The sequence below is a fragment of the Parabacteroides sp. TM07-1AC genome (genome assembly GCF_003480915.1).
Taxonomy (GTDB): domain Bacteria; phylum Bacteroidota; class Bacteroidia; order Bacteroidales; family Tannerellaceae; genus Parabacteroides; species Parabacteroides chongii.
Window position 1 is genome coordinate 211,320 of sequence record NZ_QUKD01000011.1, and the last position, 25,196, is coordinate 236,515.

General features: G+C 42.6%; 20 protein-coding genes and 1 tRNA gene. 10 read left to right on the forward strand and 11 right to left on the reverse strand.

What is annotated here, in order from left to right:
- The first annotated feature begins 3 nt into the window (after nucleotides 1-3).
- The 3 genes from rpsI (at nucleotide 4) to tsf (ending at nucleotide 2,503) form a co-directional block, all read left to right on the forward strand.
- Nucleotides 4-390 carry a 30S ribosomal protein S9 gene (rpsI, locus tag DXD68_RS19930; RefSeq protein WP_122363244.1) on the forward strand — a complete coding sequence of 129 codons (387 nt, stop codon included), beginning with the start codon at nucleotides 4-6 and terminating at the stop codon, nucleotides 388-390.
- A 136-nt stretch (nucleotides 391-526) separates the two neighbouring features.
- The gene (gene rpsB, locus DXD68_RS19935) at nucleotides 527-1,369 is read left to right on the forward strand and encodes a 30S ribosomal protein S2 (RefSeq protein WP_122363245.1); all 843 of its coding nucleotides are present in this window, start codon (nucleotides 527-529) and stop codon (nucleotides 1,367-1,369) included.
- 144 nt (nucleotides 1,370-1,513) lie between these two features.
- The gene (gene tsf, locus DXD68_RS19940; RefSeq protein ID WP_122363246.1) at nucleotides 1,514-2,503 is read left to right on the forward strand and encodes a translation elongation factor Ts; all 990 of its coding nucleotides are present in this window, start codon (nucleotides 1,514-1,516) and stop codon (nucleotides 2,501-2,503) included.
- An 81-nt stretch (nucleotides 2,504-2,584) separates the two neighbouring features.
- Here tsf and DXD68_RS19945 read toward each other — a convergent pair whose 3' ends face one another.
- The 4 genes from DXD68_RS19945 to DXD68_RS19960 form a co-directional block, all read right to left on the reverse strand.
- Nucleotides 2,585-3,778, reverse strand: a complete 1,194-nt coding sequence (locus DXD68_RS19945) for a pyridoxal phosphate-dependent aminotransferase (RefSeq protein WP_122363247.1) — start codon at nucleotides 3,776-3,778, stop codon at nucleotides 2,585-2,587.
- A gap of 12 nt (nucleotides 3,779-3,790) precedes the next feature.
- Nucleotides 3,791-5,008, reverse strand: coding sequence for a bifunctional 3,4-dihydroxy-2-butanone-4-phosphate synthase/GTP cyclohydrolase II (locus DXD68_RS19950; RefSeq protein WP_122363248.1), 1,218 nt, complete (start codon nucleotides 5,006-5,008; stop codon nucleotides 3,791-3,793).
- 1 nt (nucleotide 5,009) lies between these two features.
- Nucleotides 5,010-6,947 carry an LptF/LptG family permease gene (locus DXD68_RS19955; RefSeq protein ID WP_122363249.1) on the reverse strand — a complete coding sequence of 646 codons (1,938 nt, stop codon included), beginning with the start codon at nucleotides 6,945-6,947 and terminating at the stop codon, nucleotides 5,010-5,012.
- 102 nt (nucleotides 6,948-7,049) lie between these two features.
- Nucleotides 7,050-7,433, reverse strand: a complete 384-nt coding sequence (locus tag DXD68_RS19960; RefSeq protein WP_122363250.1) for an START-like domain-containing protein — start codon at nucleotides 7,431-7,433, stop codon at nucleotides 7,050-7,052.
- Nucleotides 7,434-7,636: 203 nt separating this feature from the next.
- Here DXD68_RS19960 and DXD68_RS19965 point away from each other — a divergent pair.
- Nucleotides 7,637-7,710, forward strand: a tRNA-Met gene (locus DXD68_RS19965).
- An 81-nt stretch (nucleotides 7,711-7,791) separates the two neighbouring features.
- Here DXD68_RS19965 and DXD68_RS19970 read toward each other — a convergent pair.
- The 6 genes from DXD68_RS19970 to DXD68_RS19995 all read right to left on the reverse strand — a co-directional run bounded on the left by DXD68_RS19970 (nucleotide 7,792) and on the right by DXD68_RS19995 (nucleotide 15,263).
- Nucleotides 7,792-9,105 (reverse strand): sensor histidine kinase, encoded by a 1,314-nt coding sequence (locus DXD68_RS19970; protein ID WP_122363251.1) that lies wholly within the window; start codon nucleotides 9,103-9,105, stop codon nucleotides 7,792-7,794.
- Nucleotides 9,102-10,457: a sigma-54-dependent transcriptional regulator gene (locus DXD68_RS19975; protein ID WP_122363252.1), complete on the reverse strand. Its 1,356-nt coding sequence runs from the start codon at nucleotides 10,455-10,457 to the stop codon at nucleotides 9,102-9,104. The genes DXD68_RS19970 and DXD68_RS19975 overlap by 4 nt, the downstream gene beginning before the upstream one ends.
- Before the next feature lie 45 nt (nucleotides 10,458-10,502).
- On the reverse strand, nucleotides 10,503-11,777 hold the full coding sequence (locus tag DXD68_RS19980; RefSeq protein WP_122363253.1) for an ABC transporter permease: 1,275 nt from the start codon (nucleotides 11,775-11,777) through the stop codon (nucleotides 10,503-10,505).
- A gap of 2 nt (nucleotides 11,778-11,779) precedes the next feature.
- Complete coding sequence (locus DXD68_RS19985) at nucleotides 11,780-13,045, reverse strand: ABC transporter permease (RefSeq protein WP_122363254.1); 1,266 nt, start codon at nucleotides 13,043-13,045, stop codon at nucleotides 11,780-11,782.
- A 17-nt stretch (nucleotides 13,046-13,062) separates the two neighbouring features.
- Nucleotides 13,063-13,725, reverse strand: a complete 663-nt coding sequence (locus DXD68_RS19990) for an ABC transporter ATP-binding protein (RefSeq protein ID WP_122363278.1) — start codon at nucleotides 13,723-13,725, stop codon at nucleotides 13,063-13,065.
- Nucleotides 13,726-14,327: 602 nt separating this feature from the next.
- Nucleotides 14,328-15,263 (reverse strand): FimB/Mfa2 family fimbrial subunit, encoded by a 936-nt coding sequence (locus DXD68_RS19995; RefSeq protein ID WP_122363255.1) that lies wholly within the window; start codon nucleotides 15,261-15,263, stop codon nucleotides 14,328-14,330.
- A gap of 560 nt (nucleotides 15,264-15,823) precedes the next feature.
- Between DXD68_RS19995 and DXD68_RS20005 the strand changes: the two genes are divergently transcribed.
- Nucleotides 15,824-17,869 carry a response regulator gene (locus DXD68_RS20005; RefSeq protein ID WP_122363257.1) on the forward strand — a complete coding sequence of 682 codons (2,046 nt, stop codon included), beginning with the start codon at nucleotides 15,824-15,826 and terminating at the stop codon, nucleotides 17,867-17,869.
- Between the two features lie 230 nt (nucleotides 17,870-18,099).
- Here DXD68_RS20005 and DXD68_RS20010 read toward each other — a convergent pair whose 3' ends face one another.
- Nucleotides 18,100-18,387: an HU family DNA-binding protein gene (locus DXD68_RS20010; RefSeq protein ID WP_122363258.1), complete on the reverse strand. Its 288-nt coding sequence runs from the start codon at nucleotides 18,385-18,387 to the stop codon at nucleotides 18,100-18,102.
- 349 nt (nucleotides 18,388-18,736) lie between these two features.
- Here DXD68_RS20010 and DXD68_RS20015 point away from each other — a divergent pair, with 349 nt between their 5' ends.
- From DXD68_RS20015 to DXD68_RS20035, 5 genes are all read left to right on the forward strand, one after another.
- Nucleotides 18,737-20,053, forward strand: coding sequence for a hypothetical protein (locus tag DXD68_RS20015; protein ID WP_147383017.1), 1,317 nt, complete (start codon nucleotides 18,737-18,739; stop codon nucleotides 20,051-20,053).
- A gap of 197 nt (nucleotides 20,054-20,250) precedes the next feature.
- Entirely contained in the window at nucleotides 20,251-21,534 is a 1,284-nt protein-coding gene (locus DXD68_RS20020; protein ID WP_122363260.1) for a fimbrial protein, read from the forward strand.
- A 47-nt stretch (nucleotides 21,535-21,581) separates the two neighbouring features.
- On the forward strand, nucleotides 21,582-22,496 hold the full coding sequence (locus tag DXD68_RS20025; protein ID WP_122363261.1) for a FimB/Mfa2 family fimbrial subunit: 915 nt from the start codon (nucleotides 21,582-21,584) through the stop codon (nucleotides 22,494-22,496).
- Nucleotides 22,497-22,507: 11 nt separating this feature from the next.
- Entirely contained in the window at nucleotides 22,508-23,584 is a 1,077-nt protein-coding gene (locus DXD68_RS20030) for a fimbrial protein (RefSeq protein ID WP_122363262.1), read from the forward strand.
- 34 nt (nucleotides 23,585-23,618) lie between these two features.
- On the forward strand, nucleotides 23,619-25,016 hold the full coding sequence (locus tag DXD68_RS20035) for a fimbrial protein (protein WP_122363263.1): 1,398 nt from the start codon (nucleotides 23,619-23,621) through the stop codon (nucleotides 25,014-25,016).
- Nucleotides 25,017-25,196: the final 180 nt, after the last annotated feature.

The window sequence follows — 25,196 nt, forward strand, 5'->3', positions numbered from 1 at the left end:
ACTATGGAAGTAGTAAATGCAATAGGAAGACGTAAAGCAGCAGTTGCTCGCGTATTCGTAAGCGAAGGAACGGGAAAGATAACTATCAACAAACGTGATCTTGCAAATTACTTTCCTTCTACAATCCTTCAGTTCATTGTTAAGCAACCGCTTGCAAAGCTGAATGTTGAAGAACAATATGATATCAAGATCAACCTTGACGGTGGTGGTTTCAAAGGTCAGTCAGAAGCTGCACGTTTGGCTATCGCTCGTGCTTTGATCAAGATTAATCCGGAAGACAAACCTGCGTTGAGAGCAGAAGGATTCGTAACTCGCGATCCTCGTTCTGTTGAACGTAAGAAACCGGGTCAGCCGAAAGCTCGTAAGAGATTCCAGTTCAGCAAACGTTAATGTTATTTGTGAGTTTCTTACAAGGACAAAGCGTTTAGTATCTAAATTGTCGGGATTTCTTTTGCATGTCGACATGCCGGAGGACTACCTGATAGTTGAAAATTAAACAGAAAGTAAACGATTTAAAAAGAAAAAAATGTCAAGAGTTAATTTTGATCAGTTATTAGAAGCTGGTGTACACTTCGGACACTTGAAGAGAAAGTGGAATCCCGCTATGGCTCCTTACATCTTTATGGAGCGCAATGGTATTCATATCATTGATTTATATAAAACAGTTGCTAAAGTAGACGAAGCAGCAGAAGTAATGAAAAACCTGGCTAAGCAAGGTAAGAAAGTACTTTTCGTTGCTACTAAAAAACAAGCAAAACAAGTTGTCGCTGATAAGGCTGCTTCTGTAGGTATGCCTTACGTTATCGAACGCTGGCCGGGTGGTATGTTGACTAACTTCCCGACTATCCGTAAAGCCATCAAAAAGATGACTACTATCGATAAGATGACAAAAGATGGTACATTTGATAATCTGTCGAAAAGAGAAAAACTTCAGATCACTCGTCAGCGTGCTAAGCTGGAAAAGACTTTAGGTTCTATTGTAGACCTGACTCGTCTGCCGTCTGCTTTGTTCGTTGTTGACGTGATGAAAGAACATATTGCAGTTCGCGAAGCCAACCGTCTGGGTATCCCCGTTTTCGGTATGGTTGATACAAACTCTGATCCTAACAACATTGACTACGTGATCCCGGCTAACGACGACGCTACTAAATCAGTAGAAGTTATCTTAGGCGCTATCTGCGAAGCTATGAACGAAGGTCTGCAGGAACGCAAAGCTGAAAAGATCGATACAGAAGCTGCCGGCGAAGGCGAAGGTGCTAAAAGAGAACGCAAAGGAAAAGCTACTGTAAAGAAAGAACGTACTAAGAAAGAAGACGAAGAAGCTCTGAATGCTAACGTTGCCGACAAGTACGCTAAAGAAGAAGAGTAATTTCAATTGAAAATTGAGAATTGACAATTGACAATTCGAATACAAATACAATGGGCAATTGGCTTTTGACAGTAATTGTCAATTGTCAATTGTCCATTGTCAATTTAAAAGAGTATAAACATTAAAATAGAAGGAAATAAGATTATGGCTGTAACTATGGCTGATATTACCAAGCTGCGCAAAATGAGTGGAGCTGGTATGATGGATTGTAAGAAGGCTTTGACTGAAGCTGACGGTGACATCGAAAAGGCAATGGAAATTATCCGTAAAAAAGGACAGGCAATTGCTGCAAAACGTTCTGACCGTGAAGCGGCTGAAGGTTGTGTACTGGCTAAAAAAGACGGTGAATTTGCTGCAACTATCGCTTTGAAGTGCGAAACAGACTTCGTTGCTAAGAACGAAGATTTCGTTGCTTTGGCTCAGGCTATCCTTGACGCTGCTGTGGCTAACAAGTGCAAAACTTTGGACGAAGTAAAAGCATTGCCGATGGGTAAAGGTACTATCCAGGACGCTGTTACTGACCGTAGCGGTATCACTGGCGAAAAGATGGAACTGGACGGCTACAATGTAGTAGAAGGTGCTTATACCACTACTTACAACCACATGGGTAAGAATCAGCTCTGTACAATCGTTGCATTCAACAAGGAATCAGAAGAAGTTGCTCACAACATCGCTATGCAGATCGCTGCTATGAACCCGATCGCTATCGACGAAGCCGGTGTTCCTGAATCTGTAAAAGAACAGGAAATCCAGGTAGCTATCGAAAAGACAAAAGCTGAACAGGTACAGAAAGCTGTTGAAGCTGCTTTGAAGAAAGCGGGTATCAATCCTACACACGTGGATAGCGAAGACCATATGGAAAGCAATATGGCTAAGGGCTGGATCACTGCTGAAGACGTAGCGAAAGCAAAAGAAATTATCGCTACTGTTTCTGCTGAAAAGGCTGCTAACCTGCCGGAACAGATGATCCAGAACATCGCTCAGGGTCGTCTTAGCAAATTCTTGAAAGAAGTTTGCTTGCTGAACCAGGAAGACATCATGGATGCCAAGAAGACTGTTAAAGAAGTAATGAAGGCTGCAGATCCTGAATTGCAGATCCTTGCATTCAAACGCTTTACTTTGCGTGCTGAATAATTTTGCGTTAGCAGAATGATATAAAAAAGGGGTTCCGAAATTATCGGAACCCCTTTTTCTGTTTATAGGATTTGCTTTCTCTTATTTCAGTTTAGCCAAAGCTTCTTTGATACGTTTGATAGCTTCCACGATATTTTCGTCGCTGGTTGCATAGCTCATACGGATACATTCGGGAGCACCGAAAGAAGTTCCGCCTACACAAGCAACGTGTGCGGCTTCCAGGAGATACATAGCCAGATCGTCAGCGTCTTTAATCGTGTTGTTTCCGTCTGTCTTGCCATAGTAGTAGCTGCATTTCGGGAACAGGTAGAAAGCGCCTTCCGGCTTGTTGATCTCGAATCCCGGAACTTCTTTTGCCAGGCTGACGATCAGGTCGCGACGGCGTTCGAATGCTTTGCGCATTTCTTCAACCGGTTCCTGTGAGCCTGTATAAGCAGCTTCTGCAGCTTTTTGGGATACAGAGCAAGGACCTGAAGTATATTGTCCCTGTAATTTGTTTACGGCTTTAACAATCCATTCCGGACCGGCAATGAAACCGATACGCCAGCCAGTCATTGCATAGGCTTTGGAAACACCGTTTACAATAACAGTACGGTCTTTCATGCCATCGACGGAAGCGATGCTGTGATGTTTGCCGATATAGTTGATATGTTCGTAGATCTCGTCAGCAATAACGATGATTTCCGGATGTTTTTTCAATACTTCAGCCAGTCCTGCCAACTCTTCTGCACTGTAGACAGAACCTGTCGGGTTGGAAGGAGAGCAGAGGATCAATGCTTTTGTCTTCGGTGTGATAGCAGCTTCCAGCTGGGCAGGAGTGATCTTGAAATCCTGTTCGATGCCAGCCGTAACGATTACCGGTTTACCTTCAGCCAATTTAACCATTTCAGGATAGCTAACCCAGAACGGAGCCGGAATGATCACTTCATCTCCGGGATTAACCAGTACCAGGATAGTATTACAAACGGATTGCTTTGCTCCATTCGCGCAAGAAATCTGAGTAGCTGCATATTCCAATCCGTTTTCATTCTTCAGTTTGGCTACGATAGCATTGCGTAATGCCGGGTAACCGGGAACCGGAGAGTAACGAGAGAAATTGTCATCTACCGCTTTTTTAGCTGCTTCCTTGATGTGATCAGGTGTGTTGAAATCAGGTTCTCCCACACTCAGGTTGATTACATCGATACCTTGTGCTTTGAGCTCATTGCTCTTCTGAGACATCGCCAACGTAGCGGAAGGCGACAAACTTGCTAAACGATCTGAAACTTGTGTCATGATAGTATGAATTTATTTGATGTTGTGAAGGATATGTCCCATACGTTCTTTCTTTGTCTTCATATAAAACTCGTTATATTTGTTGGGAGTGACTTCGATAGGAACGTTTTCTGCAATAGTCAAACCGTAAGCCTCCAGGCCCACGCGTTTTATCGGATTGTTGGTCATCAGGCGCATTTTCGTGATACCGATATGTTTCAGTATCTGTGCTCCGACACCGTAATCGCGCTCATCAGCCTGGTGTCCCAGGTGCAGGTTGGCATCAACCGTATCCAGTCCTTCTTCCTGCAGTTTATAGGCTTTCATCTTATCCATCAGACCGATACCGCGTCCTTCCTGGTTCAGGTAAACGATGGCACCGCGTCCTTCTTTCTCGATCATCTGCATGGCTTTGTGAAGCTGTTCGCCGCATTCGCAACGCATGGAACCGAAAATGTCGCCTGTCGCACAAGAAGAATGTACGCGAACCAATACGGGTTCGTCGCCGGAGATATCTCCTTTTATCAAGGCGATATGTTCCAGTCCGTTACTTTTCTGACGGAACGGGATCAGATGAAAATGACCGTATTGTGTAGGCATGTCTACCTCCACGCCTTTGTCGACAATCGATTCCGTCTTCAAGCGGTAAGCGATCAGGTCCTTGATGCAAATGATTTTAATATCGAACTTTTTAGCCACTTCCACTAATTGCGGGAGACGCGCCATGGTGCCGTCTTCATTGATGATTTCGATCAGTGCACCGGCAGGGTAGAGACCGGCAAGGCGTGCCAGGTCGACAGCGGCTTCCGTATGTCCTGCACGGCGAAGCACACCGCGTGAACGGGCGCGTAACGGATTCACATGTCCCGGACGTCCCAGATCGGCAGGTTTGGTTTGCTTATCAGCCAATGCGCGGATCGTTTCAGCACGGTCGAACATGGAAACACCGGTTGTACATCCCCCGCCCAGTTTGTCGACTGTTACGGTAAACGGTGTTTCAAGCATGGAAGTGTTTCTGGCAACCTGCATGTCCAGCTCCAGTTCCTGGCAGCGTTCTTCTGTGATCGGGGCGCATAAAACACCGCGACCATATGTCATCATGAAATTTACTTTTTCGGGTGTTATCTTTTCCGCTGCCACAATGAAGTCTCCTTCATTTTCGCGGTCTTCGTCATCTACTACGATCAGGAATTTTCCTTCACGGAAATCTTCAATTGCTTCTTCGATGGTGTTTAATTTGATCTCACTCATATCATTTTAAATTTTTAGTTTCCAAATTACTGATCATATCTTCCAGTTCGCGGCTTGTCTTTTGTACAACCTGTATATCATGGCGCAATAACTTACGCTGGTAGGTGGCGAGCAGATAAACCGGAACTCCTATCGGAAAAAACAGTCCGAATATCAGTCCGACCTTTCCATTGATGTTGGCATTCAGCTGGTTGTATCCTCCGATAACGGGATAATCCATCAGCTTGTTGAGTATCAGATTCTGATCCGAGTTTCCCAGTTCGTCGATGATACCTTCCATTTCTGCAGCCAACTGTTCGGCTGTATGATCTTTTCCTCCCTGTTTCCAGAAAGTAAAATAATTAAGCCAACGCTTATGGTTTTTAAGGTATACGACGCAGTCTTCCGCCAACTTGTCCAGGCGGGGCAGCATAGCAGCATAATCCGGATTGAAGATGATCACTTCTTTTTTCTCCACCTTACGGCCGGCACGTTTGCCGATGAAGTTTTTCAATGCGTTCAGATACGTGTCCGCATTCAGTATCACGCTGTCGTTTACTGCTTTGTAAGTCAGGAAAATACCCAGCGGAGCCAGTACGGCTGAACTCAGCCACATGCCTTCCCATGCCTGCCATATCCCGTCGCGCGCCATCTTGAACCCTATATTATCTATGATATAATAGAAGATAAACAGGATAACGGAGATAACGACCGGCATACCCAGTCCTCCTTTACGTATAATAGCTCCCAGCGGGGCACCGATAAAGAAGAAAACCATGCAGGCGAACGAAAGTGTGAATTTCTTATGCCACTCGGTCAGGTGACGGCGCAGCTTGTAGGCTTCGTCTCCCTGTGTGGCGGCTTTAAAATAATAATCAGCTTTTACGCTTTCAATATTTGATTTGGCGCGGACAAGTAATGCGGCCTGCCCACTTGGCGTTTCAGCCTTGTACAGACTGTCGAAATTGATGATTCTGACCGGCTCGTCCGATTTCTTGGTCAACGAATCAGTTTTGTTTGATGCGACTGCGGCAGCACCCGATTCCTCCTGTAGGCTCGATTCTCTTTTTGATTTGGAGAATGTTCTTCTGTACGACATGTCATAAACACTTCTTGCATTGAGTGCTTTGATACTGTCGAGCCGAACGGTCATGGAGTCGATGGAAGACTGCAGGTCATTCAACTGCTTGCCCATATACTGGTTTGCCATGAGAGATTCATCGGTCCGGGAGAAGTTGGCATCGAATTCGATCAGTATCTCCTTGGTATTGAATGTCTCCCTACGGTAAGGAACAGATGTTTTCTTGTTACTGCCTCCGGACTGGTTTTCCATATTCTCGAACGACTCCCCATTGAAGAGCGACAACACGAGAAATAACTTGTCGGCTGATGTTTTGAGTCTGCCGGAGTCGGCAACGATTACACTGGTTTTATTGAATCCTTTCGAATAATCATAGATCATGATATCCTTGAGCAAACCGGTCTTGTCTTTTTCTTTGACATACACATTGTACCCTGTGATTTCCCCGTAAAAAACACCTTCCGGAATATCCAGTTCCGGTGATTTCTGACGCATCGAATAGAGTAGGGTGTATAATTTGACCTGTGCGACAGGCATTACATTGTTTTGGAAGAAAAAAGCGCCGACACTGATAAGTCCGATAGTGATAATCAGGGGGCGCATGATATGAATAAGCGATACACCGGCGGATTTCATGGCAAGCAATTCCAGGCGTTCTCCCAGATTCCCGAAAGTCATGAGCGATGACAACAAAATGGCTAGCGGGAGAGCCAGTGGGAAGAGTGATAAGCCGGCGTAGAAGAACATTTCGCCGAGTACAGGAATGCCCAATCCCTTTCCTACCATATCGTCTATGTACCTCCAAAGGAACTGCATGAGTACAATAAACAGACAGATACCGAAGGTCATAATGAACAACGGCAGGAAAGTCTGCAGCATAAATGTATATAATCGTTTTATCTTCACCATTGCCTATCCGGATTGACGGGGCAAAAGTAGTGTAAAAAACGATAAGAACATTACATAATTCTCTAAAACAACCTAAATGCCGAGTGTCCGTTTCAATTCTTCCACCTGTGAGTCCCACAAATTGATAGAATCTTTCTTTTCATCCGGTTCGGCAAAGTCAGTTATTTCAAGCGCGGTTGCTCCCGTAAGCTCGACAGTGTGAATTAAAAACTCGAAGTAGGCATTATCTTCTTCCTCATCTGCCCATCGGTAGCGGATGCTTATTTCCGGTTTTACCGACAACACCTCTGCTTCCTGTTCGTCCCTGTTCCATTTAAAAACGTACATGTTGTCATTAATAGTTACATCGTCAGCGAACCAGGCCGACAGCCCTGGCGGAGTAGTGAGGTGATTCCATAAACTTCGGCGCGAAACTTTATCGAAAATGTATTCGATATGAAACTTCTCTTTTTTCATCTTTCATGCAATTATTTGCGCAGCAAGTTACTCATAAAGATTGATATTCCCAATAATCTTATAGTAAAAAAGCATCTAATTTTTAACGTCTTAGCTGAAAGCCCTGAAAAATAAAAGATTTTTTTTCGCGAAAGTGTTGCATAATATAAAAATAACTTCTACTTTTGCAGCGTCAATAAGAGAAATGACAACAAAAACATGATGGCGAGATAGCTCAGCTGGTTAGAGCGCATGATTCATAATCATGAGGTCCCCGGTTCAATCCCGGGTCTCGCTACGATTTAAGCCTCAAGGTCGAAAGATTTTGAGGCTTTTTTTGTTTTTCATATCTTCAGGGTTGTTTTTAATTCATTTGTTCTTAATCATTTACTGTATTAAACAGGATTGTGAATCTGGTCCAGCCGTTGTCGCTGGAGAGGCTGAACTGGCAGTGATGATTTGTCAGAACTTCTCTGACGAACATTAAGCCGATGCCCTGGCCTGATGATTTGGTGGTGAAGAAAGGGGTGAAAAGCTTCTTTTGAGTTTCTTCGCTGATGCCCGGACCATTGTCTTCAATGAGGATGGATACCGGCGAAGTTTGGGTAGTAATCCGTATTTCCCCGTTTTGCCCGATTGCTTCATACGCATTTTTGATAATATTGACCAGCACCTGTTCGATCTGTACCCCGTCGACTTCAATCGTCCGGTCATTCTCTGTCAATGTCAGGACCAGCCTGATGTTTCTTTGGCGACATTCTATATCCGTGAGGGCATAGACCGAACGCGCCTGTTCGTTTAATGAAATAGCTGAAAGAGTCGGTTCGGGTACACGGATGGCATGCGCCAGGTTACTGATGAAACTCGCCAGATGCCTGCACCGCTCGAAAGACGCTTCCACGGCAGGTAATACATATTCCCATTGCCCGTTTTCGTCCTGTTTGAAAATGTCTGCCACTACATTCAGAGTCGATCCGATCGCTCCGACCGAATTATTCACTTCATGCGACATCATCCGGATGATACGTTCGTACGAATCCTTCTCCACTTTAAGCAACTCCTGCGTAATCTCTTCTATCAATATGAAAGGATGCTTAAATCCCTGGTCGATAAATGCCGATCGGATACAATGGTAGATCGTGTGCGTTGAAGTCCGGATCATCACATCATCCCCCTGTTTTAATTCTGCCAGGGCAGGAGCCAGCTCAAAAGAAGATTCCAGGAGCGTTTTCCCTTTGATATCCGAAAGATTGGAAATATTCAGCAGTTTTAAGCCGGTGGGATTTACATCTGCTATCTGCTTGTCGAAGTTCAGGATAACGATCCCCTGCGGCGAGGCATGGATGAGCAGGTCGAGGAACTGGTTTTTCTCCCTTACCGCCAGCCGTTCGCTCCGCAACTGCGAGATCATCCGGTTGAAGATACCGATCAGCTCGTTGGCATCTTTATTTCTGACCGGGCGCAGATGCGTGGAAAAATCCTGGTCTTTCAGAAGCTGCATGCCGCTGAGCAGGATATGATACGGCTTGACCAGCTTATGGTAGATAAATGCAGCCAGCAGGAGCGATAAAATGGCGATACACTGTATGACCCAAAAAGGAATTGGCTCTTCCCGGAAAAAGAGAAAACCGATACCACTTGATATACCCGTGATAAAGGCAGCGATCGTCCAGAATATCAGCTTCGATTTCATTCAGGTAATTTGATGTCGTATTTTTCAAGACGGCGGTATAACGTTTGCCTGGTCAGTCCCAATGCCGTAGCTATTTTGGAATGATTGCAACCATATAATTCCACAGCTCTCTGTATCATCTCTTTTTCCACCCTTTCCAGGGAAAGGATGGTGTTCCCGCCTGCAGGCTGGCTGGCAGGGACTTCTATATATTGCTTTTTGAAGTCGGCATCCGTAATGATATCCTTTCCGGAGATCAGGATGGTTCGCTCTACCAGGTTTTTCAGTTCACGGATGTTTCCGTGATAGGGGAGCTTTTTCAGATACCCATACGCTTCCTGCGATATCTCCGGTTGGGAAAAGTTGTTCTGTTCAGCCTGTCTGCGTGCAAAATGTTCGACCAACAAAGGAATATCCTCCAGCCGCTCGCGTAAAGCCGGCATCTGTATCGTGATCAGATTGATGCGGTAAAACAGGTCTTCCCTGAATATTCCCTGCGCCACCATCGCCGGGAGATTTTTGTTTGTCGCACAGATAATCCGTGTATCCACCTGCCTGGGCTTACTTTCACCCAGCGGCTCGAAAGTCTGATCTTGTAAAACCCTCAATAGTTTGACCTGGCAAACCATATCCAGTTCTCCGATCTCATCGAGAAAGATCGTCCCTTTGTCGGCGAGTTCGAAACGTCCCGTCCGGTCGTGGCGCGCATCCGTGAAAGCCCCCTGTTTATGACCGAACATTTCGCTCTCGAACAGCGATTGAGAAATACCTCCCAGATTGACTTTGACGAACGGTTTACCCAGCCGGTTACTGCTCTCGTGGATCGCTTCGGCTATCAGTTCTTTGCCTGTACCGCTTTCTCCGGTGATCAGGACAGGCGCGTTCGTCCGGCTGATGCGTGAAATCGTATTGAGAACCTGCTGCAGACGGGGAGACTTTCCGATGATCTTTTCAAAGCGGTCCGTTCTTTCCGTCTCTTTTCCGTCCGTTTCTTTTTCTTCGCTTTCCCGTAGCTGGATAGCAGTCTGTATCGTTTTCAGCAGAGCCAGATTGTTCCAGGGTTTGGTGATGAAATCGAAAGCGCCGGCCCGTATGCCCTGTACCGCCAGGTTTATGGAGCCCCAGGCGGTGATCAGGATAACCGGAACCGCCGGCCAGAAGATACGGACTTTCGCCAGTAACTCCAACCCTTCCTCGCCGGTTGTCGTATTACTATAATTCATATCCATCAGGATCAGTTGCGGACAGTTGCGGCGCACGAAGTCGACTGTCTCCTGCGGGTTCGACGCTGTTGCGACCTCATATCCCGCCCGCTTCAGCACCAGGGTCAGTGAAGTCTGTACCGTTAGATCATCGTCACAGATAAGTATCATAGCATGTATTATTTCATTATTATCAGTACTGTAAAGTTACTAATTTTATTCATCCCGTAAGGCTTCTGCCGGAGGAATCTTTGCTGCCTGCCGGGCAGGATACCATACCGCTATCAGTGATATGACAGCCAGCAAGCCGAATGCCAGTGCGTAATTAATGAACTCCTGTTCATTCCCTATGCCCGCATCCATCCTGTTTGCGATCGGAATATCAAGAAGTTCCAGTAATTCGGTATGCCCTATGTTGATGCAGATATTTACTCCCACTATGCTGGCGATAAATAACAACAGCAACGTCTCTCCGAAAATTAACTTTTTCACGCCCCACCGGGTCGATCCGAGCGCCAGCCGCAGGCCTACTTCGCTCCGGCGTGCCTGCGTGCGGTACCAGAATGTCCCGATGATCCCCAGGAATATATTCAGGATCAGGAAGGCCGTGATCGCATAGATCCCGTTCAAATCTTCTGTCGGCCAATTCGTTAACCGGGCATTTTTGTCGATCGATTTCAGTGAACTCATGAAATACGGTCCGAGCATCAATTGTTCCCGCATCTCCTTCGTAAACCGTTCTTCAAAATCTTTATCCGCACCCGGGTTTACGCGCAGGCATATCTGCAGCTCCCGCAAATCATATTCTTCTCTCATTAACGGCAACAAGATATTACAGAAATACGAGTTGAAATAGCCGTCTTTCATTTTTTCGGCGGTCCCGATGACCGTATGCTCCCTTCTGTCGTCGGTGGATGAAGTCAGTTTTTTTACATTTTCCAGCGGAACACTGTATTCGTCATTGCCGAATAAGCCTTTCCGGTTGGGAGTGATCAGTATCTGGTTCGATCCGGGAGCGCCCCAGCCGCTGAGCTCTTTTGCCGTGGTATTTATTTTAAACACATCGAAGAAGCTTTCTGAAACCCATCTCAACCGGAATGTGACATTGTGGGTCGTATCTTCGTCGATGTAGTAGCCGCTCATGTAGCTGGATCTGTCAAAAGGAGCCGCCCATTTGGAAAAACATACATTTTCTACACCCGGATAATTTTTTACACGGTTCAGAAGCGTTTGCGCCAGTGCCGGTTTGTCCACCTTTTCCGTTTCTCCGTTTCCTTCGGTGTTGTTGGAGGGCGTATCAGGTCTTTTTTGCATCTCGATCAGATACGTGTTCTTCGTGTCAAAACCGACCGGTTCCCAATAACATTTTCCCATATAGTACAGGTAATCGACGCAAAACCAAAGCACACAAAATACAAGTATATATTCCAATACGATCCAGGCATTCGTTTTGCGTTCGTTCCAGATAATTTTAAATATGTGACGTATCATAATTATTTGTCATTTTGATTGAGTGAATTAATGATCTTCATCCGTGAAGCCCGGTACGCCGGTATGCCGGCAGAAAGGAGATTGATGATCAGGCAAACGGCAAATACCGCCAGCAAGACCGGGAATGAGATGAGCGTACTGGCTGGGATCGTGCTGTCTGCCGCAATATCCAGCAGCCAGTCCCGCATTTGGAAGACGACGACATACGACAGTGCCAATCCTATCACGCCGCCGATCACCGAAGTGATCAGGTTTTCAAAAAGTACCTGTATCAGGATCGTATACTTCTTGGCACCGAACGCCTTTCGGATACCGATCTCTTCCGTCCGTTTCTTTATACGTGAGAGACTCAAGCCAGAGAGGTTGATCGCCGGTATCAATAGCAGGATCAGCAGGATAAAAATCATTTTCCTTTTTTGTACGGCGATAGCGGAGGCAATCTCTTCGGCATTATTCCCGTAAATCTCTTTTTGGAATATCTTGTTGTTTACCGGTCCTTTCAGATAAAGAATCCAGGGACTGTGTTCCGTTTCGAATTTTTTCTCCATCTTTCGTACCTCTTCTATGATAGCCGGGAAATCATCCGGGCTTTCAGCCATCAGCATCACTTCGGTAAACCTGTTTTCGACAGGCTGTGTGGTATTGGGTATCCACAGGTCGCCGTATGCCTGTTTGAAAACCGGCGATACGTCTTCTACGATACCCACGATCCGGTACGGTTTGAAATTCACTAGAAAAGTTTGTCCCAGCGCATTTTCTCCTTTGAATACTTGCCGGGCGAGTGTTTCACTGACAACCGCCACGGATATTCCCGACTGAAATTCCCCGTCGCTGAACGGCCGTCCCTGCAAGAAGGAAAAAGACATTATTTTCCAGTAAGCCGTGTCGGTTATCCGCATATGGGCATTGATGATCTCGCTCGATCCTTCGCGCGTGATCAGTGTATTGGGAATATTTGACCATGACGGATTGACTCCGGAAACATATAAGGGAGTTTTCAGCGGGTAAAGATACTCTTTGAGTGTCTCGTAAGGGATGGATCCCGACTGCCAGCTGTTTCTTGCCGTATCCCTTTTTACCTGGTAGTTTATATATAAGGTACGATACCGGTTTATCTCCGGTGCGGTACTGATCTCCTTTATCTCGTCTGTTACAATGATCGTCATGATCATCATAATAGCCAGTGCAGTTCCCATAATAGCGATCAGGCTGATGAACTTGTTTTGTCTCAGCATCAGCAGCGCCTGTTTGAAATATACTTTGTACATACTGGTTCTTTTGTGATTTATTCTACCCGTCTTCCGTCGAAGAAGCGGACGATGCGTTGTGTTGATTCGGCAATATGCTCGTCGTGGGTTACCATGATGATGGTGGTTCCTTCTGCGTTCAGCCGGAATAAAAGCTCCATGATTTCCGCTCCCATTTTGCTGTCCAGGTTTCCGGTCGGTTCATCGGCGAGAATGATCTGCGGATTACCGACTATGGCGCGGGCAAGGGCGACGCGCTGGCATTGTCCGCCCGATAGCTGGGTCGGGAAATGTCTCATGCGGTGTGATAGCCCTACCTTTTCCAACACTTTTACGGCAGCTTCCCGGCGGCTTTTGGCAGAGGATTTTCTGTAAAGCAGCGGGAGTTCTACATTGTCCAGCACATTCAGCGAATTGATCAGATGAAAACTCTGGAAGACGAATCCGAGCATTTCATTTCTAAACTCCGCCATTTCCCCGTCTTTCATTTCTGTGGTTTTTGTACCATTGATCAGGATATTTCCCTTATCAGGCAAATCCAGTAAGCCCATTAAATTGAGTAATGTACTCTTCCCGCATCCCGACGGTCCCATAATAGAAAGGAATTCGCCTTTTTGGACTGAGAGATTCACATTTTCAAGAGCAGTGGTTTCTACTTCCGTTGTGCGGTATATTTTTGTTATACCTTCCAGTTTGATTATTTCCATATTATTTCCAGTTTATCTGCCTATCCTGTTGCAATGTGTGTGCCATATTTCTATTGTGCTGAAAATGAGCGGTAGTCTTTTTTACGGGGTGTCCGAATACGGACAAATTTGTCCATAATCCTGTATAAAAGAAGCCCGCATTCTCAGATTGTCATCTATGAACAACTTGAGAATGCGGGCTATATTAATTATGTAACCTCACGGTTATGTTAATTAAGGTTTGCCTATAGAATTTAAGGGATCCGTATAGACAGAGTATAGGGTAAAATTTCACAAATTGTATTGTGTCCACAAATGTACTGCCATTGGTGTTATTTGCAATGTGTGTATTCCTATCATAGATATGTGGTATATATATCAATCTTTATTGGAGGCTATATGTTGGGTGGTAAAACTATCATTTCTGATACAAATACAGCTGTTGTGTTTGTAGGTCTTGAATATCAATATTTATAAAACTTAAATTAACGCATGTGTTCCTATCATAAAGGGTGGTAATCCTATCACGGAGAATCGCGTATATGAAAAAAAGCGGCGCACATGCGGAACAATCCGGATGTACGCCTTTATGCATATAAAAAATTGAGGGTCAAATTTTAATCAATAGTAACATGCTGAATAACTGTACCCCAGTCTGTTACAACAATATTGCCACTATTTCTTGAAAGATCAAAAGTCAATTCAGACAATTCTCCTTCGTTTACAGACACTTTCTCCAAATTTTTGACATTTTCGGAAGAAAGAATCATTTTATCGTCTTTGTAAAGCTCTATCGTGATATTGGAAGCCGGTAAAATAGTTGTGTTGTCAGCAACAAGATTACCTTTTTCGTTCAAAGTAGCCGGAATAATATATTCGATATCTTCTCCGGTCAGTTCACCGTTATGATTGAAAGAACTTTTTGTTTTCTTTATTTTGTAATAAAAATCGCCGTCTCTTGAATCCAGCACTTTAATGATCCCTTTTGTGATCAAAGAAATGGAAGAAACTTTGCGTTCGATTTTTAAAGTTTGAGTAGCCGATTTTGTAGAAGCGCTTTTTAAAGTAACCTGTCCGTAGAATAAATCTCCCGGCAGGGTTGATGCGATACCGTTATTCTGTTTCAGGCTTACCTGCAGGTCGGAAATAATATTTGCCTGACTCATGGTGCTGACGTTTTCATTGTCTCCACACAATCCTGCCCATGCCACAACAGTGATCTGATCAGATCCCGGACATGCTATTTCGATCGGTTTAGCCTGGAGTAAATACGTCTTGTCTACAGTCATTTGTTTGTAGAAATCACCGCTCTGGTCGAATACGAACAAAGTTGTCTGATCTACGTCACCTTTTACTGTGATATCCTGATTGTCGGAATATGCTTTAAGAATAACAGAAAATGGAGCTTCAGCTTTAGAAGCTGCTGTATCAATAATACTTTCATCGATACCTGTTGAAGAAGTACTGTCTGCTGAACAGCTAGCGAAAGTGATTGTAGCGATCAATGTGCAAACAAACACAATACAATTTGTTGAAATTCTACCCTTTTTCATGACCTTAATTTTTTATATGCTTGTAAATTACCCTATACTCTTGAGAGATTCCCTTAATTTGGTTAAGACCCTCATCAAAACCTTTTGTCTCTCGTTTACATTGCAAATGTAGAGACTAAAATGACATGTGTATCAAATATAGTGATAATAAAAGTTAAAACGATCAAAATAGTTGCTGAAAATGTCAAAAACAGCGGTGTGAAACTCTTAAAACATATGTAAATCTCTTATTTGCATGTCGTGAATGATAGATATGACAGGCTCGTTATTCTTTGAATTGATAGAAATACCACTCTTTTGCGATAGGAATACATCTGTATTTGATAGTTTGAGGAGGGTAGTGGGGAGATCTTGTGGAATGTGTTGATAAATGCAAATAGTGAAGAAAAAATTGATAATCATGTCTTATTTCGTAAATAAAAAAGATTCAACACTCTCAAAACGAAATTTTTTTAGCACCTTTGCATAGGTGATCCGGTGTAATCAGGCAGGCACTGGTCATTGATTGAAAGGATATTGAGGAGATAAAAAATCTTAGAAACTAAAATATATATATCGATATGATTAATAAGACTTTGTACAGGAAATGGTTCCTATTTCTTGTTTACTTTGTTTTTTGCGGCCTACAGGCATTCGCAGCAGGGGATTCTGCCAGTCCTTTGGAAATAACAGTTTTGGTGGTTGTTCTTATTTTGGTATTGCTGTTTATCGGTGCAGCTTTCTATATAAGAAAGATGTATAGCGGTTTTACGGGTCAGTCTCAGGCAATAGTAAAGGAAAACGAGTTGCTGGCAATGAAACAAAAGGAGGCTGACCGAAAATGTAAAGAGTTGGAAGCTGCTAAAAAAGAATTGGAGGAACAGAAGCACGCAATAGAAGAGCAGAAGCAAACTATCGAAGAACAAGCAGCGGAGCTCGAATCAGAGAAAAACGAACTTCTTCAAAAAATTACTGCCCAGGAAACGGCTATCTCTACATTGAACAGTAATAAAAAAGACCTGGAGCAACTGCTTGTTTCCAAAATAAAAGAGAGCGATGCCATGCAGCGCGAGGTTGCCGACAAACTGGCGGAAGCCGAATCCCGCCTGAAAGAAGCCGAACTGATCCATGATAATTTCTTTATCGAGACCATCCATGAGATGCGTACTCCTCTTTCGTTGGTGCTGGGTTCGTTGGCGTTGGTGGTGCAGAATAAGGATGAAAACGAGGATATGTCGACCCAGCTGCTTTCTGCCTATCGTAATACGCTGGCCTTGCAGGACCTTGCCGACCAGCTGATCGGAACACGCCGCGCCAATGATGTTGCCAACTATCTGCGTATCGCCCGTTACGACTTGATTGAGATATCCCGCCAGATATGTGACTTGTTTGTCGACTGGGTGGCTATGAATAACGTCGATTTCCAGGTCAATACCCAGACGGCTGTGTTATGGATCTGGCTGGACCGGCGTAAAATGGAATATGCTTTACGTACATTATTATCTAATGCATTCAAGAATACATTCGTTTACGGAAAAGTTACGCTGGATATTTCCGTGGTCCGCAAGGACGGCAGGGCCTACTGCGCTGTATCCGTACAGGACGAGGGGTTGAATGAAGATGAAAGTGCCCGTCGCGGTTTGAGACAGGTGCACGATATGACGGAGGATATAGGCGGATTCTACAGCAATGAAACGACCGCTTCGGGTACGACCTACACATTATTAATACCGCTGGGTAAACAGCATCTGATGGAACGCCGTGTGGAATTTGTGGAACCGGAAGCCGACCTGGTGAAACTGAACGACCGCCAGAAGGAAGAAATTGCCGAATTTATCCAGGTGATCCCGCAGAAGAAGACTACCGGTAAGAAAATCCTCGTTATCGACGACAGCGACCAGATACGCTGGTTCCTGAAACATGTCTTTGCGAAAGAATATGAGATACTGGAGGCGCGTAACGGAGAAGAAGGTTTGAGTGTTGCTTTTGCCGCCAATCCGGACCTGATTCTTTGCGATGTGATGATGCCTGTCAAAGACGGGTTCGAAACCTGTAAGGAGTTGAAGGCCGATCCACGTACTTCGCAGACCCCTGTTGTCATGCTGACGGCAAAGGTGGAGAGTGAGGATGTCATTGTCGGTCTTGAAGCCGGTGCGGATGATTATATCACGAAGCCTTTCGATGTTGAGATTCTGCGTAGTAAATTGAATAACCTGGTGAAACGGCGTGAACAGTTGAAGCAGTTCTTCACCAAGACGCTTGCAGGAACGGCTCCCCAGGAACCGGACGAAAACGAACCGGGCATACCGAGCAATCCGTTCATGGATCTGGTCGTGAAGAATATCGAAATGCATTTGGACGATTCAACTTTCGAAGCCAAAGTGCTGGCGGATTCATTGAATATGAGTTTGCCGACCTTATATCGTAAAATCAAGCAGTTCTCCGATTGCAGTATCCTGGAGCTGACCCGTACGATCCGTCTGAAAAAAGCCGCCGAACTGATCCGGACCCAGCAATACTCTGTACAGGAAGTGGCTGAATTGGTCGGCTTCAACGATACTGCCACGTTCCGCAAACGCTTCACCGAGCAATATGGCACAACACCTTCGCAGTACGGGCAGCCGTAAACTTGGTGTACAAGACAATATTTCCCTAAAAACTCGTTTTAAACGAACCGTCATTTCGTTTAAAACGAGTTTTTTTTCGTTTAAAACGGACTGTAGGCTCGTTTAAAACGAATTTTCGCCCGTTTAAAACGAGATTTGGGCTTTCGGGCTGACTTTTACTGATATCATACTATCTAACTTGACGGTTATCAGTGAGTTGTACTGAAAAGTATATACAACTACCGGAGATGTCATTTTGTTTTTTTGCCATTGATATCTTCCAGCAAATATTTACCGGGTTTGAACTTGACTGTCGTTCTTGCCTCGATCATTACCGGGTCTCCGTTTTTGGGATTGCGTGCCATACGGGCAGTTTGCGGTCGCGGAGTCAATGTACCGAAGCCAATAATAACTATTTCTTCTTTTTGGCACATTTTTTCTGTTACGATCTCGATGTAGGACTCCAACACTTTTTTAGCCTTTTGCTTGCTCAGGCCGGATTTCTCCGCCAATGCTACAATAAGTTCTGCTCTGTTCATGAGTATTTTTCTTTAATGATTAATAATTCGACAAAGCTAATGAAAACAAGCGATCTAATTGAAATCTTTGGCCTATAAATATTGTCGGACCCTGCAAAAGATATTTTTACCCCTTTTTTGAGAGTCTTACATTTGTTGAGAATCGCATTGAAAGAACCGTTGAAAAACATTTAGAGTTTCACCGCTATTTATTGACACTGATACCTATTCAGCTTTTTTTAGGACTGCCATACATTTGCAATGTCATCAGGAAACAAATTATCGTATAGGGTAAAAAATGATAATCCTCTTATGGCTGAAACTAGTATTTATTAAACGTATATTATATAACTTCAAAAAATTAAAGAATATGAAACTAAGAAATTTATTGTATGCAACAATGATTGCATGTGCATTCGCATCTTGCTCAAAAGACGATGTAATTGATCCTGATGACGGTGGAAATGGTGGAAACTCTAGTGGTAAAACAATGTTACAGGTAAATCCTGATATTATCACAACTAAGGCTGCAGCAGATCCTTTTACTGTTTATGTAATCAATCAAGCGGGAACAATTGTTAAAACAGGAGATGCAAATGCTCCATTTGAATTACCTACAGAGGCTGAAGGTAATATGGAAGTTATGATATTGAAGAATATCCCTGCTTCAATTACTCCTAAAGTGAAAAGTGATCTTCTTTCTGTAATCGATTATTCTGAAAATGAGGCATCTGAAGGTACACCGGATCCAATCCCCCCCATATTACCAAACACTGGAGCTGACGCTTCTTTAAACTCTGCAGTTTATAAAGTTGCAATTAAACGTGGTGAGATAAATATGCTTGGCTATTCAAAAAGTGCTGTTACAACTGCAGGTGGTAATTATTTGGATGCCGCAGGTGAGCAAGCAATACCTATGTATAGAAATGTTGCCTTAGTTAATCTTGAGAGTATTGGTGTGGATTATAATTATTTAGATGATTCAAAAGACGTAAATAAAGTGAGATATAATAGTCCGTCTTTTGTTGCAAAACAAATTTTTATATTGAATGCTCGTAATTCTTCTTATTTATCAGTTAATTCTACAAATATATGGCAACCTACTGAATATCGCAATGGTAAATATCTTAATGGCGTTGATTATGAAACTTATAAAGGATGGGATGACAAGGCTAAAGAAAAGAATAAAAAAACTTATATTACAACAATCTCTTCTGACAATTTTGTAAAAACTAATTTATATGATGTTACTCCTAGAAAATGGGGAAGCTATGATCCTGAAAAAATTTCACCTATATCTTCCTATAATCCATTTAACTATTTGTATACTTATGAGAATACTGATAAAGACAATCCAACATTATTGGTTGTAAAAGGTGATTTCAGTTATGTGGTTGAAAAAAATGGTAAGAAAATAACTGAAACAGAAGAAAATAGATATTATACAGTGAAATTAGGAGATAAATTTAGTGCAACAACCCAATTTGATCCTTCAAAATTTGGAATAACAGATATTAGTGAGATTCAAGGTTTACGCCGTAATATTCAATATAATGTGTATGTTTCTATTATAGGTCCGGGTTCTGATAATCCGTTGATTCCAGGTTCTGATAATGATACAAGTTTGGATGTAAAGGTGGAATTAGTTAACTATGGTTCTGTTAATCAAAAAGAAGTAATCGATTAATGACTTTGTAAAAAAAATAAAAGCTCTCAATAAATGAGGGCTTTTATTTTTTTACTATATTTTTTTGCTAGGTAAAACTCTCATTTTATCTATTTGATACTTTTGTCTATAGTTATAGATAGCCCCACCTATATCCCTTGTTTTCCATATAATATACCTTTGTAACACCTAAGGGTAGAATAAATATATAAATACATATGAAACCAATTAATTATATCTTGTCATTAGCATCGGTATGTGTCCTGTTTGCCTGTGGAAACGAAGATACACCCAAAGAAATTTTACCTTCGGTCATTGAGCCGGATGCAACAATCTCTTTGTTGGTAAATACGGGTGAAAAAGCTCAACTCAAGTCATTCACAAAGGCTGATGCACCGACAATCGACGATAATAAGATCGCCAGGCTGACTGTGGCTGTGTTTAATGCAGGAGCTTACGACGGACATACTATGGGAGCTTTGGAAGTTTTGAAGACAGAAACAGCGGAAGGCGATCAGTCGATAACTCAAGTCGAAGATATTGAAGTGAAGTCAGGACCTGTCAAAGTATTGGTATTAGCTAATCTCCCTGAAAGCTTATTAAAGGAATTTACTACAGAAGGTAAAACTTTTACCATAGATGATTTTATTGGAGAAAATGCTAAAACGACAGTTTTGTCGGATGAGATAAATGTAACAGCTAGTAGTGAGGTATATGATATAACTACTCAGCGTGGTAAGGTAAATTGTCTTGGTTATACAAATTCGGAGGTAGGGAACAAAACAAATGGTGTATCAGTTTCTCCGACTACACTAGGTGAGAATACAATTCCGTTGTATCGCAATGTTTCCCGTGTCCTATTAAATAAAATCAATTTTACTCCGAAAGAACAATATATCGATGCATCCTTGGAAATTAAGGGAATTTATGTCGCAAATGTAAAATCGAAATCATATCTCGCATCAGAAACAAAAGGTAGAGGTTCTGTAGAAGTTGCTGATATTGCAGCGAATGACTTTTATTGGTGCGGAGCTTTTAATGAAAAAACAGGAGCTCTGAAAGAAGGTAAAGCAAAAGAAATGAGTGAACTATTATTATACACTCCTGAGGAAAAATCTATGATATTGAATAGTGAAAAGACACAAGTCAGCGATACCCCCATAGGCAAACCTTTCTACGTCTACCAGAATCAAACCGGTAAAAATCATACTTTACTGATCGTATACGGAACATTCAAATATAAAGTGAACGAAACTGATGCAGAGTATCAGGAGCAACAGAGTTTTTATACGGTCATCGTAAACGAACCGGGAAAAGGCTCTTTTGAATCGGAATCTGAGAAACACGAATATGTCACACGTAATTTTAATTACAATATTGAGTTGACGATTTCCGGATCAGGTTCAACAGAACCTTACGATAAAGCAATCTCTTCCAACTTGAGCACATCGGTGAAAGTGTTGCCATGGAATGTAAAGATCATTCATGAAGACGTTGAATAAATAGGGTAAATAAACAAAATACATCCAACAGGAAAAAATTAATCATTATGAAACGTATATCATTTATAAAACAGCTCTTGTTTCCGGCACTTTGCCTATTAGCAGTGTTGGCAACCGGTTGCATTAAGGACGATTTGGATGAGTGTTACAAACTTCGGTTGAGAGCCGAAAATATCAAGGGTGAAGATATTACAGCTACAGGTTATGTGTCGACTGCTTCCCTTTATATTTTCGATGAAGATCTGAACTATTTGGAAACGCGTGTATTGGATAAAGATTTTATCATTTCGCATGATGAGATTGTATTGGATAACTATACCGCCGATCGTAAACTGAATATTGTGGCTTGGGGTAATGTCAATGTGTTGGGAGATAAACAAGAGGTTTCAGAATCCAAGCGTATCGATGAGTTGAAAGTGATGCTGAAAAATCAGAAGACGTTGGCTGTTATGCCGGACAGTCTGTATTATGGCATACAGCAGGTTCAGACCAAAGCGAGTGGAGGCATTACTGAAAACAAGGAAATAGTGGTTCATCCGAAAGTCGGCTCTGTAACGATTGAAACTATTAATCTGGAATATGGCTTGAGAAGTAGAGGAATATCTTCAGTTCATGAATGCGATTTTTATTTGAATAAAACATTAAGTGGATTTGACTATCAGGGTGAACAAATTGGTGACAGCGTCTATTATAATCCGGCTAGTGAACCGAGCACTCTGAATATCGGTGAATGGAAAACTCCTAATCAGCAGACTGCTTGTCCGGGAAATTCTATGGGAGTGTCTCTTGATATAAATGGCATTAATCTGGGATCTGCTACTGTGGATCAAAATGGCAAGCCGATCGAAACCAAGGCCGGTGAGAATACTCACATTGTATTGGAATTTGCCGAAGACGGCACTTTATCGGCACGTGTACAGGTTCGTCCCTGGGGTGAAGTAAACGATCATATCGAATTTTAAAGAAACAGATTATGAAAATAAAGAAATTTAAATATTTGTTTTTAACAGGAACATGTTTGTTGGCTTGTATGGCTTGTTCAAAGGATGACGACCATGGAGTCGATCCTTCTGCTGATGCTAAACTGGCAATTACGATCAAAGCTGCCGGAGCAAAGACAAAAGCTTACAATCGGGACGACCTGAATGAATTACAGGGAGAAGCTAATATTAATAATCTGGCGGTTATCGTGTTTAGTGCGGATGGTTCGACTGTTTATGGTTCAAAGTGGGAACCTGTACAAACCGAATATTCAGCTACGCTGACCGATGTGCCGGCGAAAGCTGCTAAAGCACGTATTTTGATCGTTGCGAATGTTCCGGAAGCAGTGATCAGTGGAATTACATCGTATGATAGTTTCCAGAGCAAGTTGGTCGATCTAGCTTCCCAGTCGCAAACAAGCCTGGGGATGAGTAGCCGGGTGATCGATACGAATGAACCTCTGATTGCCGGAGATAATTATCTGGGATATACTGCCATGGGAGAACAAAATGTCAATGGAATTTCTTCTCCTTTGTATTTGACTCGTGTACCGGCCCGTGTGGATTTAGTAACTGTAGATACAAAATTTGCAGGAACCAAACTGGCAGGAAATTCAGTGAGACTGGAGCAAGTATCTGTTGTCAATCGTAAAACGCGTGCCTTTTATTTCAGTGAAGGCGAATGGGGGGCTGTCGAAGCCGATGGTGCTCTGGATAGTTCACCGATCGTATCCCTGAATACGGTGATTAACGATGTAAACCCGTTGACTGGTACAAATTATGTCACTTATGTAATGGAAAATACCGATACTGCTGCTCCGACCAGTATTCGGATCAAGGCTAGTTTGGTGAATAAATCCGGCGCTGTGGCACAGACCAAGACATTCACTTCGCCGATCAACTTGAATGGGATTAACTTGGGATATGGTCATAACTTGATTAAACGAAATTATGTATATCGTGTATGGGTTACTTTCGGGGAAAATAGTTTCGATCCGGAAACAACATTGATCGTTCGAGTAGAAGTTGTTGACTGGGGACCGGTTTCTCAGGACGTAGTGATTGATTAAAATAGTATCAACGAATAAATAAAAAATTAAAGATATGAAACTCAAACATTTATTTTTATCCACATTGGTTGCCTGTGCATTCGCTTCCTGTTCGGACGACGACGGTCCCGGCGAACCGGTATATCAGCAGATAGATTCCTATTTGTCTATTTCAACGACGGCAAATACGGGTACAATAACAAAAGCGGGAAATGTAGAAGATGGAGATCCTGCGACTGAAGTTGGTGATAAAAAAGAGCGTAAAATTCATACATTGACGGCTGTCGTTTTTTATGAAGATGGCAAGTTAGCTGCAACGAAAACTGTTGAAGAACCTAGTCAAGATGAAAATGGTAATACAGAAATTAAAGATATTATCGTAAAAGTAGCAGCTATAGAAGCAGGACAAATCTCAACTACCAAATTAAAAGTTTATTTATTGGCAAATGTTTCATTGGCTTCGAGTGATATTGCGGATTATGGCGCTTTTGTAAAAGCTAAATTTAGCGGTATTACCAATTGTTCTTTTGATGGAGTAATGAGTGAAAAAAGTGAACAGTATATTCCTATGAGTAGTAGTGAGCTGACAGTGGAAGGTATGATCGCTGGTACTGCTTATAATAACTGGATGGAAGCTGGAAACAAAAATCCTGTTTTAACATCAAACCCGGGAAATGGTAACGATTACAAGAAACTGGAAAAAGGAACAGATGGTATTTATATGGCAGGTAGTACTTCGTATAAAGTTACTAACCGGATTTCATTGGTTCGTTATGTTGCTCGTGTACAGTTAGAATCATTGACAGTCGCTTTTGATAATAATTATGATAATGCTGAATTTGAATTAACAAAAGTGTCTTTGGCAAATGTAAGTAATTACTCTTTGTATGTAGAACAAAGCGGTAGTTTACAACCTGGCGATATGCTAAAGGATGATTTTTATAGGGGATTTCCGGAAACAATAGAGCGTGCAGACTATTATTTGGGGAAAGGACAGTATGCTGCGAATGCATTGAGTAAATCTTATGAAGGAATTGCATTGAGTAGTAAAAAAACTTCAACTATAACATTCAATGATCAAACGACTCAAAAAGCAGAGGGTACTCATGATATGGCTCAATTCTATGCGTTTGAATTTCAAAGTGTAGATGTGACTCCTGATGATAAGGAAGATCTGCCCTCCACTGCTAATACAAAAATAAATACAATGCTCATCATAACCGGTAACTGGAAAAATGGTCCTATAAATGAAGAGAGAAGTTTTCGTATCCCTATCAGGCATTCAAATGAGGACTATCAGGTAAAACGTAACTATATTTATAAAGTGCATGCGACCCTTACCGGTGAAGGTACTGCTAATCCGGACAAAAACATGTTGAATGCTTGTTTAAGCTTTTCAATAGATGTACAACCCTGGAAAGTGATCAAACAGACAGAAGATGATGTGAATTAGTCTGTGAATATATATATTGATAAACCGGAGCGTGTCTATTACGGCTCCGATTTATTTGTTTTTAGGAGTTTGTCTTTTAGAAGGGGAGGTATAAACCTTTCTGATTGTTGTTATAAGTTTCAAAATAATAGGTATCTCTCTCTTATTGCCGAAAATTCTCATTTATTATAATAAATACCC

What these genes read in the sequence shown, in the direction of transcription:
- DXD68_RS19980 (WP_122363253.1), bottom strand. Translation starts at nt 11,777, where the DNA reads ATGATACGTCACATATTTAAAATTATCTGGAACGAACGCAAAACGAAT.
- DXD68_RS20005 (WP_122363257.1), top strand. Translation starts at nt 15,824, where the DNA reads ATGATTAATAAGACTTTGTACAGGAAATGGTTCCTATTTCTTGTTTAC.
- DXD68_RS20015 (WP_147383017.1), top strand. Translation starts at nt 18,737, where the DNA reads ATGAAACTAAGAAATTTATTGTATGCAACAATGATTGCATGTGCATTC.
- DXD68_RS19950 (WP_122363248.1), bottom strand. Translation starts at nt 5,008, where the DNA reads ATGAGTGAGATCAAATTAAACACCATCGAAGAAGCAATTGAAGATTTC.
- DXD68_RS19995 (WP_122363255.1), bottom strand. Translation starts at nt 15,263, where the DNA reads ATGAAAAAGGGTAGAATTTCAACAAATTGTATTGTGTTTGTTTGCACA.
- DXD68_RS19975 (WP_122363252.1), bottom strand. Translation starts at nt 10,457, where the DNA reads ATGATACTTATCTGTGACGATGATCTAACGGTACAGACTTCACTGACC.
- DXD68_RS19970 (WP_122363251.1), bottom strand. Translation starts at nt 9,105, where the DNA reads ATGAAATCGAAGCTGATATTCTGGACGATCGCTGCCTTTATCACGGGT.
- DXD68_RS19955 (WP_122363249.1), bottom strand. Translation starts at nt 6,947, where the DNA reads ATGCTGCAGACTTTCCTGCCGTTGTTCATTATGACCTTCGGTATCTGT.
- DXD68_RS20035 (WP_122363263.1), top strand. Translation starts at nt 23,619, where the DNA reads ATGAAACTCAAACATTTATTTTTATCCACATTGGTTGCCTGTGCATTC.
- rpsB (WP_122363245.1), top strand. Translation starts at nt 527, where the DNA reads ATGTCAAGAGTTAATTTTGATCAGTTATTAGAAGCTGGTGTACACTTC.
- DXD68_RS19960 (WP_122363250.1), bottom strand. Translation starts at nt 7,433, where the DNA reads ATGAAAAAAGAGAAGTTTCATATCGAATACATTTTCGATAAAGTTTCG.
- DXD68_RS20020 (WP_122363260.1), top strand. Translation starts at nt 20,251, where the DNA reads ATGAAACCAATTAATTATATCTTGTCATTAGCATCGGTATGTGTCCTG.
- DXD68_RS20025 (WP_122363261.1), top strand. Translation starts at nt 21,582, where the DNA reads ATGAAACGTATATCATTTATAAAACAGCTCTTGTTTCCGGCACTTTGC.
- DXD68_RS19945 (WP_122363247.1), bottom strand. Translation starts at nt 3,778, where the DNA reads ATGACACAAGTTTCAGATCGTTTAGCAAGTTTGTCGCCTTCCGCTACG.
- tsf (WP_122363246.1), top strand. Translation starts at nt 1,514, where the DNA reads ATGGCTGTAACTATGGCTGATATTACCAAGCTGCGCAAAATGAGTGGA.
- DXD68_RS20030 (WP_122363262.1), top strand. Translation starts at nt 22,508, where the DNA reads ATGAAAATAAAGAAATTTAAATATTTGTTTTTAACAGGAACATGTTTG.
- DXD68_RS19985 (WP_122363254.1), bottom strand. Translation starts at nt 13,045, where the DNA reads ATGTACAAAGTATATTTCAAACAGGCGCTGCTGATGCTGAGACAAAAC.
- DXD68_RS20010 (WP_122363258.1), bottom strand. Translation starts at nt 18,387, where the DNA reads ATGAACAGAGCAGAACTTATTGTAGCATTGGCGGAGAAATCCGGCCTG.
- rpsI (WP_122363244.1), top strand. Translation starts at nt 4, where the DNA reads ATGGAAGTAGTAAATGCAATAGGAAGACGTAAAGCAGCAGTTGCTCGC.